The organism is Paenibacillus sp. S02, from assembly GCF_019454065.1.
GTDB classification, from domain to species: domain Bacteria; phylum Bacillota; class Bacilli; order Paenibacillales; family Paenibacillaceae; genus Paenibacillus; species Paenibacillus polymyxa_B.
In genome coordinates, this window is the sequence record NZ_CP073682.1 from 3,498,833 (window position 1) to 3,515,278 (window position 16,446).

Annotated in this window: 17 protein-coding genes; 1 reads left to right on the forward strand and 16 read right to left on the reverse strand. The window is 45.4% G+C overall.

What is annotated here, in order from left to right; genetic code table 11:
* Positions 1–34: 34 nt before the first annotated feature.
* Positions 35–1,150, reverse strand: a complete 1,116-nt coding sequence (locus KAI36_RS15465) for a sugar ABC transporter substrate-binding protein (RefSeq protein ID WP_013310735.1) — start codon at positions 1,148–1,150, stop codon at positions 35–37.
* 333 nt (positions 1,151–1,483) lie between these two features.
* Complete coding sequence (locus KAI36_RS15470; protein ID WP_220025348.1) at positions 1,484–2,416, reverse strand: zinc-binding dehydrogenase; 933 nt, start codon at positions 2,414–2,416, stop codon at positions 1,484–1,486.
* Positions 2,417–2,547: 131 nt separating this feature from the next.
* On the opposite strand from KAI36_RS15470, the gene KAI36_RS15475 reads away from it, so the two are divergent.
* Positions 2,548–3,459 (forward strand): MmyB family transcriptional regulator, encoded by a 912-nt coding sequence (locus KAI36_RS15475; protein ID WP_220025349.1) that lies wholly within the window; start codon positions 2,548–2,550, stop codon positions 3,457–3,459.
* 330 nt (positions 3,460–3,789) lie between these two features.
* Here the strand turns inward: KAI36_RS15475 and spoIVA are convergent, their stop codons facing one another.
* The 14 genes from spoIVA to prsW form a co-directional block, all read right to left on the reverse strand.
* Entirely contained in the window at positions 3,790–5,268 is a 1,479-nt protein-coding gene (spoIVA, locus tag KAI36_RS15480) for a stage IV sporulation protein A (RefSeq protein ID WP_023989182.1), read from the reverse strand.
* Positions 5,269–5,306: 38 nt separating this feature from the next.
* Positions 5,307–5,444 carry a hypothetical protein gene (locus KAI36_RS15485; RefSeq protein WP_013371690.1) on the reverse strand — a complete coding sequence of 46 codons (138 nt, stop codon included), beginning with the start codon at positions 5,442–5,444 and terminating at the stop codon, positions 5,307–5,309.
* Between the two features lie 245 nt (positions 5,445–5,689).
* Complete coding sequence (locus KAI36_RS15490; RefSeq protein ID WP_220025350.1) at positions 5,690–6,040, reverse strand: 2Fe-2S iron-sulfur cluster-binding protein; 351 nt, start codon at positions 6,038–6,040, stop codon at positions 5,690–5,692.
* A 39-nt stretch (positions 6,041–6,079) separates the two neighbouring features.
* Positions 6,080–6,730, reverse strand: a complete 651-nt coding sequence (locus tag KAI36_RS15495; RefSeq protein WP_220025351.1) for a hypothetical protein — start codon at positions 6,728–6,730, stop codon at positions 6,080–6,082.
* A 178-nt stretch (positions 6,731–6,908) separates the two neighbouring features.
* Entirely contained in the window at positions 6,909–7,184 is a 276-nt protein-coding gene (locus KAI36_RS15500; protein WP_013310741.1) for a stage VI sporulation protein F, read from the reverse strand.
* A 166-nt stretch (positions 7,185–7,350) separates the two neighbouring features.
* Positions 7,351–8,391: an NAD(P)H-dependent glycerol-3-phosphate dehydrogenase gene (locus tag KAI36_RS15505; RefSeq protein ID WP_276572445.1), complete on the reverse strand. Its 1,041-nt coding sequence runs from the start codon at positions 8,389–8,391 to the stop codon at positions 7,351–7,353.
* The gene (gene plsY, locus KAI36_RS15510) at positions 8,384–8,992 is read right to left on the reverse strand and encodes a glycerol-3-phosphate 1-O-acyltransferase PlsY (RefSeq protein ID WP_220025353.1); all 609 of its coding nucleotides are present in this window, start codon (positions 8,990–8,992) and stop codon (positions 8,384–8,386) included. Before plsY ends, KAI36_RS15505 begins: the two co-directional genes overlap by 8 nt.
* Positions 8,993–9,003: 11 nt before the next feature.
* On the reverse strand, positions 9,004–10,326 hold the full coding sequence (der, locus tag KAI36_RS15515; protein ID WP_013310744.1) for a ribosome biogenesis GTPase Der: 1,323 nt from the start codon (positions 10,324–10,326) through the stop codon (positions 9,004–9,006).
* Positions 10,327–10,473: 147 nt separating this feature from the next.
* Entirely contained in the window at positions 10,474–11,700 is a 1,227-nt protein-coding gene (gene rpsA / locus KAI36_RS15520; protein ID WP_220025354.1) for a 30S ribosomal protein S1, read from the reverse strand.
* 120 nt (positions 11,701–11,820) lie between these two features.
* Entirely contained in the window at positions 11,821–12,414 is a 594-nt protein-coding gene (locus KAI36_RS15525; protein ID WP_071641411.1) for a lysophospholipid acyltransferase family protein, read from the reverse strand.
* Positions 12,411–13,118: a (d)CMP kinase gene (gene cmk, locus KAI36_RS15530; RefSeq protein ID WP_134904023.1), complete on the reverse strand. Its 708-nt coding sequence runs from the start codon at positions 13,116–13,118 to the stop codon at positions 12,411–12,413. Before cmk ends, KAI36_RS15525 begins: the two co-directional genes overlap by 4 nt.
* 129 nt (positions 13,119–13,247) lie before the next feature.
* Positions 13,248–13,907, reverse strand: coding sequence for a flagellar brake protein (locus KAI36_RS15535; RefSeq protein ID WP_220025355.1), 660 nt, complete (start codon positions 13,905–13,907; stop codon positions 13,248–13,250).
* 164 nt (positions 13,908–14,071) lie between these two features.
* Positions 14,072–15,457: a germination protein YpeB gene (gene ypeB, locus KAI36_RS15540; protein WP_220025356.1), complete on the reverse strand. Its 1,386-nt coding sequence runs from the start codon at positions 15,455–15,457 to the stop codon at positions 14,072–14,074.
* 265 nt (positions 15,458–15,722) lie between these two features.
* Entirely contained in the window at positions 15,723–16,418 is a 696-nt protein-coding gene (gene prsW, locus KAI36_RS15545) for a glutamic-type intramembrane protease PrsW (protein WP_025723061.1), read from the reverse strand.
* Between the last annotated feature and the right edge of the window lie 28 nt (positions 16,419–16,446).

A 16,446-nucleotide genomic window follows, 5' to 3' on the forward strand; every position in this document is an offset into this window, starting at 1 on the left:
GCGCCGAAGCGCGCCTTTGCGTTATGCAAACATTTTATTTGGACGTTTCATATTCCTTCATCCAATCCTTATAACCCTGCTCGCTTTGGCCCCATCCCTTCACATATTGGGACAGCTCGGATGTGGAAATTTGCTTATCTGGCAGCGCTTCGCGTTGCACATATACAGCCTTCAGTACGACTTTCTCCTCCGGATTATCCCCATGCAACTTCTGATATGCATAGCGCACTTGTACGCGCCCGATATCTGTTGGATCTACGGCTGCCGAGGCCACCCAAGGATTTTTCGGGTCCTGGATCATTTGCAAGTCCTCGTCGCTCATGTCAATGCCGTAGACTTTAATTTCCGTACGTCCCGCTTGTTGGATTGCACGGGCTGCGCCTTTGGCAAACTCATCCCACGCCGCCCAAACGGCTGTAATTTCGCCCTTAGGATATTGCTTTAATACAGCTTCCATTTTGGCTTGCGTATCCAACGCAGGATTCTGAGCCGAACCAAAAGTCGCAATTTCTTTAATATCCGGATTGGATTTCAAAAATGCACCATAAGCAACCTGACGACGTTCCATCGGTGCAAATCCGGCAACCCATACTTTCACAATGTTGCCTTTGCCACCGATATCCTTTTTCATTTGCTCCAGCGTCAGCTCAGCCATACTTTGGTCATCCTGTGAGAGCACTACCGCACCCGGAACATTGACGGCAGCATCGAACACGATAACCGGAATATTGCGGGAAATTGCTTTTTTCAGCCCTGTCTCCAGCAATGCATCACCATGATCAGTCAAAATGACATCAAACTGCTGGTTAATCGCACTATCAAGCAGAGAAGCCATTTTTGCCTTATCGTTATCTGCCACAAACTTAGTCAGCGTACCGCCGAATTTCTTAACTTCCTCTTCCACACCTTGAACATACTGTTGCGAAAATGTGCCCGTGTTAAACTCCATGATCAACGCAACCCGTTTACCCTTTAGATTTAAATTGTCCGTTTTTCCGTTTGTTGTATTCGATCCTGCAGTGCTTGTCCCTTGAGTGCCGCTCTCTGTTTTCGGCACGCCACATGCAGTGACCAGCAGAACCAGCACCAGTAGCATGATAGCCCCCAGCCCTAGCTTTTTGTTTCTTTGGAGCTCTTTTTGGATATTCATGATTTCATTTCCCCCTCGTTCAATCCACAAAATGATTCAAATTTGATACTTAATATATCGCGTTAAACCAAGTATGTAAATAGGTTTTATGAAATATAGAAAAAATTCCGACTACATATGACAAAATACGACAATACTACAAAAAAATTAAACAACCGCCCCCGATTGAATAACGGGGAACGGTTGCTGCATAGAGGTGTCTTTTTAGTTCTCTACTTGACAGGGTACGCCACAGGGTCGATTTTTGCTTATGCTTAAAATGTGAACATCATGAGCGGAGACTAGCCTGGAGATACAATCTCCTTGTCATTTTCAATATGAGGACGCTCCCATCTAACTTATTTGGAGCACTGCTTTACCGGAAAACTTCCGATCTATCAGTTGTTGGGCAATAGTTCCAACTTCCTTCCACGATGCCTCCACTTCGATCCTTGGTACTAACTGGCCTTTTGAAACAAGCTCACCTAGTAATTTCAGATCTTCCGCTGGCGAATAGCGATTTATCTCCTCTCCTAGAAAGAAGCTATATAAGGTTCTACCACCTAAGCCCCTGATATTAATCGTTGCGTAAGGTGAGGACGAATGTCCCATGGATACACAAATCCCTTCTGGCACAAGCTGAGGTAGTAATGCAGCTAGCGTATCACCACCTACTGAATCCAAAATTAGATGATAAGGTCCAAATGTATCAACCGATGAAATCGCCGTATCTCCAACGATAACCTCATTAGCACCAGCCTCTTGAACAAGTAGAGCTTTTCCCTTTGTTCTGGCTACACCTACTGTAAAAGCTCCTGATTGCGCTGCTAGCTGGTGTGCAAAAATCCCAACTCCGCCAGTCGAGCCAGTTATCAATATTCGCTTACCGAGCAGCATTCCTCCTTTTCTAAGCGTATAGAGCGCTGACAGACCAGCTACCGGTAAAGTAGCAGCCTGGGCGAAAGTAATATCATCGGGAAATTCAGCCAGTAATGAAGTAGGGGCAGCAACTTGCTCGGCCCATGCTCCCATTGGGAGAAGGCCTACCACACGGCTTCCTTGTTTCGGACCCGTGCCATCTTTGGCCTGCTCGATGACGATCCCAGCAAAATCCCAGCCTGGTCTGATCTGTCTTCCATTATTCCTTGCATCTACAACTTCACCCCGATTAAGAGAGAAGGCCTGTACTTGAACAATCGCTTCCCAAGGCTGGGCCTGTGGGGCGACAACTTCCTTTATCGCGAAATATCCTGAAGCAAACGGATCTGTTACAATTGCACGAATCATACGATCTCCTCCATGATTATCATTGAGAACCCCTTGCAAATAGCTCACCTTTTTCACAATGTAGTATACTGTAGGGAATCATCTGCACCAAGTGTAGAACTACACCTCATTATGAAAAGGATTGAAAAAGGATGACCATGCACAAAGACGAGGGCTTCCAATATAAAACATTAAAAATCGTATTGGGAGAGATTGAAGCTGTTCGCATGAAACGTCAACGGGAATATAATGAGCTATCTCACCCGTTATTGAAACGATTTACTCAGCAGGAGCTTAATGATGAGGCATGTCCTACGTATAAAAATCTATTGGTTGGACGGTCTCATCGAATACCGGATCGGCAAACGATGATCCATATTGCTGAGTATCTGGAGTGCAGTTCAGATGAGCGCAATGATCTTCTCCTCGCCGCCGATTATCTTCCGATCCATTACGAATTGGAAGGACGGTCTCTGGAGCTCGCTCTGGAGCAAACGCAGCAGATCATGAGTAATTTGCCATTTCCGGCAATGATCGTTACTCATACCTTAGATATCAAGGGGTTAAATGAGCCGTTTCGCCATTTATTTGATATCCCCTCCGATTCTTTTATGAATGGCAAACTGAATAAAGTTGATTTCCATTTTAACTCCGATTTTTCCATTCGTCCCCGTTCTACCTTCGATGCTGAGTCGTTCGAACAGTGGGAGTCTCATGCTATTTATGGGATACAAGCTTTCAAAAGATATAACATGTTTTCCCGATACGACGATTGGTATAAAAAGTTAATTGACAAATTTCGAAAATATGACGATCTTAACAAATATTGGAGTATGCAGCCAAGGGACTCATCAAATGAAGTTGAGCACTCTAAAATCATTTTGGCCAGAATGGGAGCCATGGCCGATTTAGTCCCCATTCGCTACAAGCAAATTCATCTTTCTGTAAGCAGTCACATGTATCCTGGAATTGAAGTGTACCTACCGATTGACGAACCTGGACGCAGAGTATTTGAATATTTGGGGTGTCCTGCCGAATGCCAGAACTACGCTTTTAATGAATAGCCAGTCAATTGCTATATCGATTATAAGAATCATTCTTTGCAAATTAAATAAGCCTCGGTGCTACATTGGAAGAGACCAAATATGAAGATGACCACCAGGGTAATTACGTTGTGAAACTCATTAATCGGATTGTTACATTTGAACCTAACTCCCGCTAGGAGAAACGAAAAGCTCAATAAAAACAGAGGTAGTCTAGGACTTTATTTTCTCGTCCATGGCTACCCCTGTCTGGTTTTAGAAGTCAGTCTAATATTTTGTTTTTACGAACCATAGAGAGCCAATTGCTCTCCACGGTATTTCTCTTATACATTTTTTGGGTGTGGCTTAGCCTTAAAGAATAATAGCAATGAGACCGCCGGAGCCTTCATTAATGATACGACCCAGCGTTTCCTGAAGCTTATAGCGTGCATTGTCCGGCATCATAGCGATTTTACCCTGAATGCCTTCCCGTACAATGGAATGCAGCGAACGTCCGAAAATGTCTGACTCCCAAATTTTGATTGGGTCATTCTCAAAATCCTGCATCAGGTAGCGCATAAGCTCCTCACTTTGCTTCTCTGTTCCGATAATCGGAGCAAATTCCGATTCCACATCCACACGGATCATGTGTATGGAAGGTGCTGTTGCCTTGAGCCGCACACCAAACCTTGTACCCTGACGAATCAACTGCGGATCGTCTAGTGCCATTTCGGACAACGAAGGCGCTGCAATGCCATATCCCGTTGTCTTCACCATTTCCAACGCCTCGGCGAAGCGGTCGTACTCCCGTTTGGCATGGGCAAAATCCTGCATCATTTGCAGCAAATGATCCTTGCCGCGAATCTCTACCCCGACGACTTCGACCAAAATCTGGTCATACAGCTCATCGGGAGCATACAGATCAATTTCAGCTACGCCCTGCCCCATATTCATCCCGCTCAATCCGGCCCTGTCGATGAATTCATATTCCATAAACTGGCCGACCACTCGATCTACATCACGCAGACGTCGAATATCTTTAACCGTATCGCGAACGGAATTTTCATAATTGCTACGCAGCCAGTGCTCTTCGTTCAGTACCATGACCCAGCTCGGCAGGTTTACATTCACCTCATGCACCGGAAATTCATACAATACTTCACGAAGTACGCCTGTAACATCATCTTCCGTCATAGTCGCCGCGCTGAGTGTCATAACTGGTATATCGTACTTGGCAGCCAGCTCACTGCGAAGCTGGAGTGTTTCATCACTGCGCGGATGCGTGGAGTTGATAACCAGAACAAATGGCTTGCCAACTTCCTTCAACTCCTCAATGACGCGTTCCTCCGACTCTACATAAGAGCTGCGCGGGATTTCCGCAATCGTGCCGTCTGTAGTGACTACCACACCGAGCGTCGAATGCTCCTGAATAACCTTGCGTGTACCAATTTCCGCCGCTTCCTGAAAAGGAATGGGTTCTTCGAACCATGGTGTGGAAATCATCCTCGGACCATTTTCATCCTCGTACCCTTTTGCTCCTTCTACTGCATATCCTACACAGTCAACCAGACGTACATTCACGTCCAGTCCTTCCGTTACTTTGATCTGGACGGCATTATTCGGTACGAATTTAGGCTCCGTCGTCATGATCGTCTTGCCTGCCGCACTTTGCGGCAACTCGTCTACGGCGCGGGCACGGTCCGCCTCACTTGTAATGTTTGGCAGAACAATCGTCTCCATAAACCGCTTGATAAACGTTGATTTTCCTGTTCGGACTGCGCCGACGACCCCAAGATAAATGTCTCCTCCGGTGCGTTCGGCAATGTCTTTAAAAATGTCCACTTTCTCCAATGAAATCCCCTCCTCAAAAGTCTCCGAAGGAAAAATGCTTAAAGAGCATCCGCTTCGTGTTCAACCAACTGCTTGATCCCAGATGCGGCAGAACAGCCTTTAAAATGCCCGGAAGTCGTCCGCCGCCGAGATTCAGGAGACTGATGGAATCGGCGAAACGGCGTAAACTCGTACATGCATTTGGACTGATACCATCATATGTATCCCCTCCGTAAAATATGTTTAGTTTTTTAAAAAATAGATTACGACACAGCGATCATTGCAGAAACGATATTTTACGTTTGGGTCCACTCACCTAATATATGCGAGGCAAGACTCTCCCATGACTTCGTCGCTAGACTAAATAAAAAAAGGATGTTTCTCCTGACCGTTTAGAGTCGTCGGAAACCATCCTTTTTTTATTCTCCTGATATAATCGGCATTACCACAGTTCATCATCCATCGCCTGACGCTCCAGTTGCCGCCTGATAGCCGCCTTGAGCCTATCCTCCGGTACGGTTACCTGCATATCGCCTTGGACACGCGCCTGGCAGGATAAACGTATTCCTTCATCCAGTAAAGGTCCCAGCTTACGCTGCTCTGCATCGCTGGGTTGGCCTGCGAATTCAGCCCATTTCGGTGATATTTGTACCTTACACATCAGACAGGCTGCTTTTCCGTCACAACGAGTGGGAATATATACACCCGCTTTACGGGCAGCCTGAAGCAATGACGTACCCTGACCGACCTGTACGCGCCTGCCTGACGGCTTGAACGTAATCTGCACATTCATGAACGGTCCTCCAGTCGTCTTTCTCCTAACACATACAGCTTATACTTCATTGCCCATCTGGATGACGGAGTGCAACTCTGGCCAAGGCAGAAGTTCTGTAAGCTTGTCCAATTGCTCCTCATTCCAAATATTACTGAATAGTAGCTGCTTCAGTACAATGATATGACGTCGCGGGTCGCGCTTCATAACATCTGCAATCGCTTTATATCGGTCGGGTCGATTTCGTAATATATTGAATAAAAGTTCATGACTGAGCGGCATCAGACGCAGTGAGGCACTCCCCAGCTCAAGCTGAACCCCAGCCGACCAAAGTAGTCGCTCGATCTCTAAGCGGTATAACGCTCCGCCACATAATACCTCAAACCCTCCCACCAACTCGACTGGAAATCCCTCCAGATCATAGTGGCTCAGCAATGAAACGTAAGAGCCGCTACGGTCAACCTGCTGTCGATCTATACTCATACCCAGGGGGTGCGCATGGAGCTGCTTTGCGGCATAAATATCCGCATAAATATCAATGTCCCGAGGCAGGCGATCCAGTTCAACTTCTTGCACAAGTAGTGAACAGCTCCCGCCCAGCATCCACGGAACCGACACTGTTGACCAGCTCTCAGCCAAGCTACTCAGCGCAACTGCCAGATTGTGAGGAAGCCTGTCTACTAACACTGATGATATTGCCTCCTTCAACATCGTTTCCTCCTTTGCTGTCTTTCCTTCCGTTTCCTGATGGGCATCATTATAACATGTTCGACAGGGCAGTTCGATATTTTGTGTACTGAAAAAGAGGTTAGCTGCTCCAAAATATAAAAAAAACCGCGAACCTTCCCGGTTCACGGTGAATAATACTAACCGGCGTGCGGCCAGCTGTCTATTTTTTCATCATCATTTTCATCAACGCTTCCATATTGGAAGGATTCATTCCGCTCTTTTTGACGGCACCAACGATATCCCTTACTGTATCTTCCGACACCGGAATGTTGGCCATCGCAGACACCTGCTTGATAAGCTGACGCAGTTGCGCTTCGCTTTGAAGCGTGTCCGCCTTTACCGTGCCTGCCAGCTTTTTCACTGCATTTTCGGATATGTTTTTGCCGCCTTTTTTGTTAATGGCCTTCAATGCATCTTTCGGAAAGTTTTTATTCACAATCTCCCCTCCTCCGCCATTGCTCAACTCAGTCTATGAGTGGCGGAGACAAAAGGTGATTAAGCGTACATAAGACATGCCAAACGCCTAACTAAAAAAGGCTATCTCATTATAGAAAAAATCTACCATGAGACAGCCTTTATATTATTAAAGCTCATCCGAGCCCTTAAGAATGCCATTGCTCCCAAGTTTGAAGTGGCATGACTTCCATCTCGGTCTTAGGATCGCGACCCATCAGCGCCTCAACGGCCTTACGGACGTCACGTCCTTCAAACAGTACTCCATACAGTACCTCTGTAATAGGCATCTGAACACCTAATTTTTGAGAGATGGCATATGCCGCTTTTGTCGTTCGAATACCTTCTACGACCATGCCCATAGATTCCAGCACAGCATCAAGCTGCTGGCCCTGTCCCAATAGTGACCCTGCACGCCAGTTGCGACTGTGACGACTCGTTGCAGTGACCACTAGATCGCCAATACCAGCCAGGCCGGCAAAGGTTAATGGATTAGCACCCATCTCAACTCCGGCACGGGTAATTTCAGCCAATCCACGGGTCAATAAAGCCGCTTTGGCGTTATCACCGAAACCAAGTCCGTCTGACATTCCCGCACCCAATGCGATAATGTTTTTTAGCGCCCCAGACAGTTCCACACCGAGCAAATCACGGTTTGTATAGACGCGGAAATAGGAGTTCATAAACAACCCCTGTGCGGCCTGTGCAGCCTTCTCATTGGAGGAAGCTACAACGACCGTTGTAGGACACTTCTTCACCACTTCTTCCGCATGACTCGGACCAGACAGCACGGCAATATCGCCCTCCGCGACTTCCAGTTCTTCCGAGATCACCGTGGACATACGTTTAAGCGTTTCAGTTTCAAAACCTTTAATGGCATGCACTACCAGCATATCCTTGCTAAAATGAGCTTTCAGACTACGTGCTACCTGACGAGCAGCAGCCGAAGGAGATACGATTATCACTGCTTTAGCACCAGATACCGCAGTCTGCATGTCAGTTGTAGCTGAAATGCGATCAGACAAAATGGAGCCGGGTAAATAGTGCTCATTCGTATGCTTCTCATTGATTTCAGCTGCTTGCTGCTCGTTTCTCGTCCAGACAGAGACATTGTTGTTATTGGCCGCAAGAACGGAAGCCAGGGCTGTTCCCCAACTCCCCGCGACCAGCACAGCTATTTTCTCAGACAAGACGATCTCCTCCTTTGGAGCCAAGCTTATTCTCATTCCCCCGTACCAGCTTGACTATGTTGGTGCGGTGTCTCCACACAGCGAACAGACAAATAATTAGAGCCGTCCAGAATAACGGCCATGCATAACCAAGCACGAGTAATATCCAGGGGGTCAAAATGACAAAAATGAGCGATCCCAAGGATACGTAACGCGTCATTACGATTGCAAGTATCGCAATGATTCCGGCATATAGTGCGGGCAGTAAGGCAAGCGATGCCAATACACCAATAGCAGTCGCAATACCTTTTCCTCCACGGAAGTGAAAATATACCGGCCAGTTATGGCCCGCAATGGCCGCAATGCCGCACAAACCCGGTACCCAGGATGATTGTCCACCTAACCAGTGCCCTATTAGCACTGCAATAACCCCTTTAAGTACGTCCAGCAGCAGTACCAGAATAGCTGGGCCTTTTCCAAGCACACGCAGCGTATTCGTCGCACCGGCATTGCCGCTTCCATGCTGGCGAATGTCGATTCCTTTTAATTTTCCATACAGCAAACTAAAGCTGACAGAGCCAAGCAAGTAACTGAGTACGATGGCAATGATTTGTAAAATCAACCTATTCGCTCCTAACTTTCGTCAGACTTGCGCCGTGTAAAGATACGAATTGGAGTTCCTTCAAAATTGAAGGCGGCGCGAATTTTGTTCTCCAGATAACGCTCATACGAGAAGTGCATTATTTCTGGATCGTTTACGAATACAACCATCGTAGGCGGCTTAACAGCAACCTGGGTCACATAGTTAATGCGCAGACGACGTCCCTTGTCTGTTGGCGGAGGATTGATGGCAACCGCATCGGAAATTACATCATTCAGCAAATGTGTCTGAATACGCAACACATGCTGCTGTGCCACATGCTGTACAACAGGAAGCAGCTTTTGTAGGCGTTGCTTCGTTTTTGCAGACAAGAACACAATCGGAGCATATGTCATAAACAGAAAGTGATCGCGAATTTTCGTTTCAAACTGGTGCATCGTTTTATCGTCCTTGTCCACGACATCCCATTTGTTAACGACAAACAGCGATGCTTTACCCGCTTCATAAGCATAGCCAGCAATGTGCTTATCCTGCTCAATAATGCCTTCCTCGCCGTTAATAACGACCAGTACAACATCTGCACGCTCAATGGCACGCATGGCACGCATTACACTATATTTTTCGGTCGTTTCATATACCTTACCACGTTTACGCATACCTGCCGTATCAATCAGTACATACTTTTGACCGTCTTTTTCAAAAGGTGTATCAATTGCATCACGCGTCGTGCCTGCAATGTCACTAACGATAACCCGTTCTTCTCCCAGAATGGCGTTAACCAGTGAAGATTTACCTACATTCGGGCGGCCGATCAAGGCAACACGAATAACGTCTTCATCATAGTGATCTTCTTCCAGCTCAGGCAAATTGGACGTAATGGCATCTAGCAGGTCGCCTATCCCTGTGCCATGACTACCAGAAACAGCGATTGGATCACCAAATCCATAAGAATAAAACTCATAAATCAGATCGGCGCGACTGAGATTGTCCACCTTGTTGACAGCTACGATGATCGGTTTACCCGAACGATATAGCATTTGAGCTACCTCTTCATCTGACTGTGTAATTCCTGCTTTCGCATCACTCATGAATACAATTACATCTGCTTCTTCTATTGCAAGTTCGGCCTGCATACGGATGGATTTTAAAATGACATCCTCACCATCAATCTCAATGCCGCCGGTGTCAATAATACTGAAGGATTTACCATTCCACTCCGATATACCGTATATACGGTCACGAGTGATTCCGGGTTTATCTTCCACGATGGACAAACGATCCCCGATAATCCGATTAAAAATAGTGGACTTACCCACATTCGGACGACCAACGATAGCCACAACGGGTCTTGCCATAAATTCACTCCTCCTGTCAATTCTTCCGCTATCATCATAGCAAAAAACATACCTATTGGCGATATGGTCACGTAACAACAATCGGCGAACCCTCTGGGTCCGCCGATGGTGTACGTTATGCTTATTATAAAATGTATTGATTTAAACTCATTTAAATTTGTTCAGCTTATCGCCAAAACGCTCGCCGAGCGTAATGCTCAGACCGGAATTATTGAGGGAAACGTTAGGATTATTCAGTTCCTCACGAGGTGCACGAGATGTACGTGGTGCTCTTTCTGCTTTAGGAGCAGCTTCAGGAGCTTCCTCAGTTTCTTTAATGCTCAGGCTAACACGTTTTTCGGAAGGATTCATTTCAAGAATTTTAACTTTCACTTCTTGTCCTTCTTCCAGAACTTCTTGTGGAGTTCCAATGTGTTTGTGGGAAATTTGGGAAATATGAACCAAACCTTCCACGCCAGGAGCGATTTCAACGAATGCGCCGAAGTTAACCAGACGTTTTACAACACCTGTTACGATGTCATTGTTGTTGAATTGTCCAGCAGCCGATTCCCAAGGACCAGGCTGTGCAGCTTTCATGCTCAGGCTGATTTTTCCTTTTTCAGGATCTACTTTCAAGACTTTCACTTTCACTTGATCTCCTTCAGAAACTGCATCAGAAGGCTTATCGACATGAGTCCAAGCAATTTCAGATACGTGAACCAGACCGTCCACGCCGCCAACATCTACGAAAGCACCGAACTGAGTAAGACGTTGAACCGTACCTACGATTTCTTGGCCTTCTTTCAGCTCAGCCATTACTTTAAGCTTGTTGGCTTCGAATTCTGCTTCCAGAACGTCTTTTTGAGAAAGGATCACTTTGTTATTTTCACGATCCAGTTCTTTTACAACAACACGCAATGTGCGGCCTTTGTAATCACTGAAATCTTCAACGAAGTGACGTTCTACCATGGATGCAGGGATGAATCCGCGCAGACCTACGTCTACTACGATGCCACCTTTAACGACATCATTTACAACGACTTCAAATACTTCTTTGCTTTCGAACAGTTGCTCCAACTTTTCCCAAGCATTTTCACTGTCGATTGCACGTTTGGACAGAACAAGTTTTTCCTTGCCATCGTCAATGCTGATAATTCTAGCTTCAACCTCTTGGCCTACTTGTACTGCTTCTTCTGCGTTATCCAGACCAGAAGACAACTCGCGAATTGGAATAACTCCATCGTATTTATATCCAATGCTTACTACCGCTTGGTTATCTTCCAATTTCACGATTGTACCTTTAACGGTGTCACCTTTTTTCAGGGAGACGATTTGATCGAGCTCGTCTTGATTTGCCGCTTCAGCAGCTTCTTGATTTTTAATTTCTTCCGACATGTCAATACCCTCCTCAATTCAAAAAAAACCATTTATTTAAACCTGCGCATGGCAGAGTTCAAAACATAAATAAACTTTTGTTCTAGTTTTCCGAGCTTAGACACAATTCATGCAAGCCTTTCAGTTATTCGTAGGCTTACCCGTTTCCTTCATCGTGCGAATACGAGACATAATTGCTTCTGTTGCCAGTTCAAGCGGATCTCCTTCGATATCGGCACCCTTTTGGTAAGCGTCCAAATTGACAGGTTTACCGTATAACACTTTCGTTTTACGGAAAAGCTTGTAATCACCAATAATGGCGACCGGAACGGCAGCCGCTCCACTGCGTAGCGCAAAGCTTGCAGCACCCTTTTTACCGATTCCCCCAGCTCCTCTGGAGCCTTCGGGAAAGATCCCCATAACCTTACCGTCACGCAAAATGTTCAATGCCAGCTTAATGGATTCCTTACTTACACCACCGCGTTTGACTGGAAAAGCTCCCAGTTTCCCAATGAGTGGACCTAGTACAGGAACATTAAACAGCTCGGCTTTTGCCATAAAGTGAACCTTTCGCTTCAGCAAAATACCGACTGTAGGAGGGTCAAGATTACTAATATGATTAGAACACAACAGCACTCCGCCCTCGGCAGGAACATTTTCACTGCCTACCGCCTCAAGTCTAAACAGAACGCGGTAAATGAGACGCAAAATACTGACGCATACAGTATATATCATTGGCTGATCTCTCCATCCTTCTCCGTTAAACAATAAGATACGATCGTATCAACGACATCCTGAATGCCCATATGGGTCGTATCGAGCACGATGGCGTCCTCACTGCAACGAAGCGGGGATACCTCCCTCTCCTCGTCAAGCTTGTCACGTGCCGCAATGTCACGTTCTAGCTGCTCCAGAGTGATATCATCAGTTTCGCTCAGTTCTTTAAAGCGGCGAGAGGCACGTTCCTGAACACTTGCGGTCATGAACACCTTGACTTCCGCATCGGGAAGTACAGTTGTTCCAATATCGCGACCATCCATAACGACACCCTTGCGTGCAGCCATTTCACGCTGGTTTTCAGTCAAACGTGTACGTAAACCAGCAATACTTGAATACTGTGACACGTTGCTAGTCACTTCCATCGAACGGATCACAGTGGTTACATCTTCCCCGTTACAATAAACCTTTTGGCCTGTGGGGTCCGGTACTAATTCAATCACCAGCTCAGGTACATGCTGAAGCACTTTTTGTACATTTTCTGCAGAAATTTCCTTACACATCATGTACCACGTTGCTGCTCGGTACATGGCGCCGGTATCTACATATACATAAGAAAGTGCTTTCGCCACCAGGCGGGCCACTGTACTTTTCCCTGCACCAGCAGGTCCATCAATGGCTACATTTATTTTGTTACTTGAAGATACATGTTGCCTTGCCAACAGGGAATTCCTCCTAACCTAACCTCAAGAAAAAAGCAGGCATTGCCTGCGACGTGAAAATTATACCACACATTTATAGGCGATGCAAAATAAGCGACAGGTTTACTAAAAAAGAAAAATTTCGGATGATTAAGATTTTTTCCGGAATTCCAGCTGTCGTTCAAAACAATATTTAATCAGTTTTTGGCGCTCCTGATCAGCAATTTTCTCATATTTCAGCATAATGAGTCTGCGGCCGTTTTCCATCTGCTGAATACGTACAATTTCAGATTGGAACGGAACATGCTCTTGAGTGCCGTTTTTATAAGGGACCAAAATCCAGCAAGATAATGATTCTCCTTCTTCAAGATGATGAGTTCCCTGGGTCTGAAAAGAAACGCCTCCGCCTCCCACATCATGCGTCTCTGCTACAAATCTGGACTCGTTCTCACCATGCTTTACTGCAATTTCCAAGTTGGCCTTAACCCGAAGAAAGTTTCGGCGCTGAATTTTGCTGATGCTGTCTGGAGCAGGTTTGTGGATGCGAACCATCCGGAGGATATCCTCTTTAAAACCCGTAACGTGGGTATTGAAATAATTTTTAATCCCACCCTCGCTCATAAAAAATATAGACAGCTCTTCCCCTAGAAACAATTTTTTCAAGTGCCCACTTGTTTGTGACATAGGAATTTCAATTAGAAAGTTCTGTGACTCCTCTTCCGCAATACGAGACTTAAATTCAAAAATCTCGTCCTTATGGTCAGTACCAGCCACTTGTATGTATAACACATCATTAATTTTAGGAAACAAATGATCCACCATCCTTGTCCATTAAAAGCTCTAATTAAGGTATATAATACCACGACTTTATGCCTATATTAAGCATTATATTTGTTCGAACTATGACTAAAGCACAAAAAACCTCCTTTATGAAGGAGGTTTAGAGTGACTATTGATTCATTTCATGTAATCAACTACGCATTACTTGCAGTAACCTGAGGTTCATCTGAATCTTTTACCTCTTCAATCGTTTCTTCCATCCCCGTATTGGCGTTAATGTAAATCCGGTAAACGGAACCATTGATTTTACCACCAAATTCATAACACAGAACTTCATTCGACAGTTCATTTTCAATTAAGGCTTTACGGTGGTAAGTTTCACGAAACTCAGGATTCAACTTCGCTCGTGCTGCATTCAAATTCAGTTTCGCCTGCGGAATACGGCGCAGATGACTGTGCTCATACACATAATCACTGGATTGAAAACCAATCACTTGTCCGTTATCAAGGCCTGATCTGACTGTGATTTTTTCTGGATAGACAATCACGTCCCCTTGTTGGCTTGCAAATGTAATGTTAGCTAAATTCCCGCTTTCATCATATGCAACTGGCTTCATTCCTTTGTAACCCTTTTGTTCAAGGTATTCACTAGCATAGCGAATCGCTTCATTGCGGGTTGCCTTTTTAGGACCTACTGCCCTCATGTCATGATAAGAAATAAGCTTGCCGCCTTTTTTCGTAAAATCCATACTGGCCACAGGCTGCTTCTTATTCAGCAGGGTAGCTGTATAAGATGCCCATTCCGTTCCTTTACCGTTTTCGTTCACACGGATCTGACTTTCCGGTTTTCCTGTAAATTCAGCGGCATTTCGTTTAATTTGTCCTGCATCCACTGCAGGTAGACTCAACTTTTTCACAGAGCGCTTGTCATAGATGCTGGCTACAGACGGTCCCCAATCCAGTTCCTTGTAGTTTTCTACCTTTTTGTCCACGGTTTTGAAGCCATCGATAATGGTATTGTCCTTCGGCCCAGTTTGAGAACCTGCCGCCATATCCACATCCATCCATCGCAAATTTTTGCTAAGGACTTTTTGCCGCACTTCGTGCATATTTTTCGAAATTTCTTTGGAATTATTATATAACGTTTTCAGATTCGAAATTTCTTTCTCGTTTAAAGGCTCGTGATCCAGATCACGAATAGCGGTCTGATACGAAAATGAGGATAAATGTGACAGCAAATCCTTAGCATGATTAAAAGGCATTACATTAAGAGGCAACTGATTAACCTCATTTTGGGCCTCACTTGCAATCCTCCACACGTTTATCAAACATTTGCGGTGCATCGAGTGGGAAGTATTATGGACAGCAACCGCATTACCGAGTTGAGAATGTAGCTGATCCATATGAAACGACAAATCGTGAAACGCACGCTGATATTGATTTTCCGCTTTAATCGACATGCTATCTGCCTGAAGAGACACCTCTTTTCTCATCTGGCTTTGCTGATAACCCCACACAAATGCTCCTATCATAATCAGGGTAACCACCGGGAACAATACGGCACTAAGTCGCTTATACATATTGGGAGTCTCCTTTCTTCAAGTACACTACCGATAGTGTGACAAGAAGAAAGCTCTCTTATGCATGGTTTTCCATGACTTCAACAATAAACTCACAGTTATCACAAATGCAGCGTTTAAAACCGGTCTGAATCTGTCCTTGCTCCATGCGTCCTCTCAGCACAAAGCGTTCCCCGCATCTTTTACAATGAATTCTTACTTTTATACGCAAAAAAAAGACACCTCTTTCTCTAACAGGTTTGTCAGATCAGTGTGTCCCATTTCGTTACATATTAACCTTTTCTTCCCGTTTTAACAAACGAAAAGGAGAGCGGTTATTAGCTCGACTGATCTTCGCCATTCCTCCATACCATAGAAATGCCATAAGTGGAATGATAAACCAGATCCAGTCATGCGAAAATTTCGTCAAAATCAAATCGTATACTCCGTGCCAGAACCATGGAAGCACCAATGACAGCAGCAACATGTATTTGCTCCTCAAGCCCTCTGAAAACTTGGCCTTCCCCATGTAGTAGCCCATCATTACGCCAAACATCGCATGACCGGATACCGGTAGCAATGATCTCATCAGCATCATGCTAACCGAAGCATGGCCCGCCCAGGCATATAACAGATTTTCAACCGTTGCAAATCCGAGTGAGACTGCGGCCGCATACAAAATACCATCATAAGGCTCGTCGAACTCGGTATGATTATAGATGATGTGATACAACAGAAACCATTTAAAAAACTCTTCCACCCCGGCTGAAATGCCGAACACCTGGATTAACGTGTGATCTCCTAGCCAAAGCAGCAGCCCGCGTTGAAAAATCATGACAGGAAGAACCACCAAAAAGCCGAGCAAAAACACTTTAATAACCATGTGCAGTGGCTCCGAATCATACCTGTCCTTCAAGTAAAAATACATCAATAAGGCGAGACCCGGCGCTGTGGCTGCCGCTAAAACCGAAAACAGAAGCACCGATCATCCCTCCATAAAAATGAGTCGG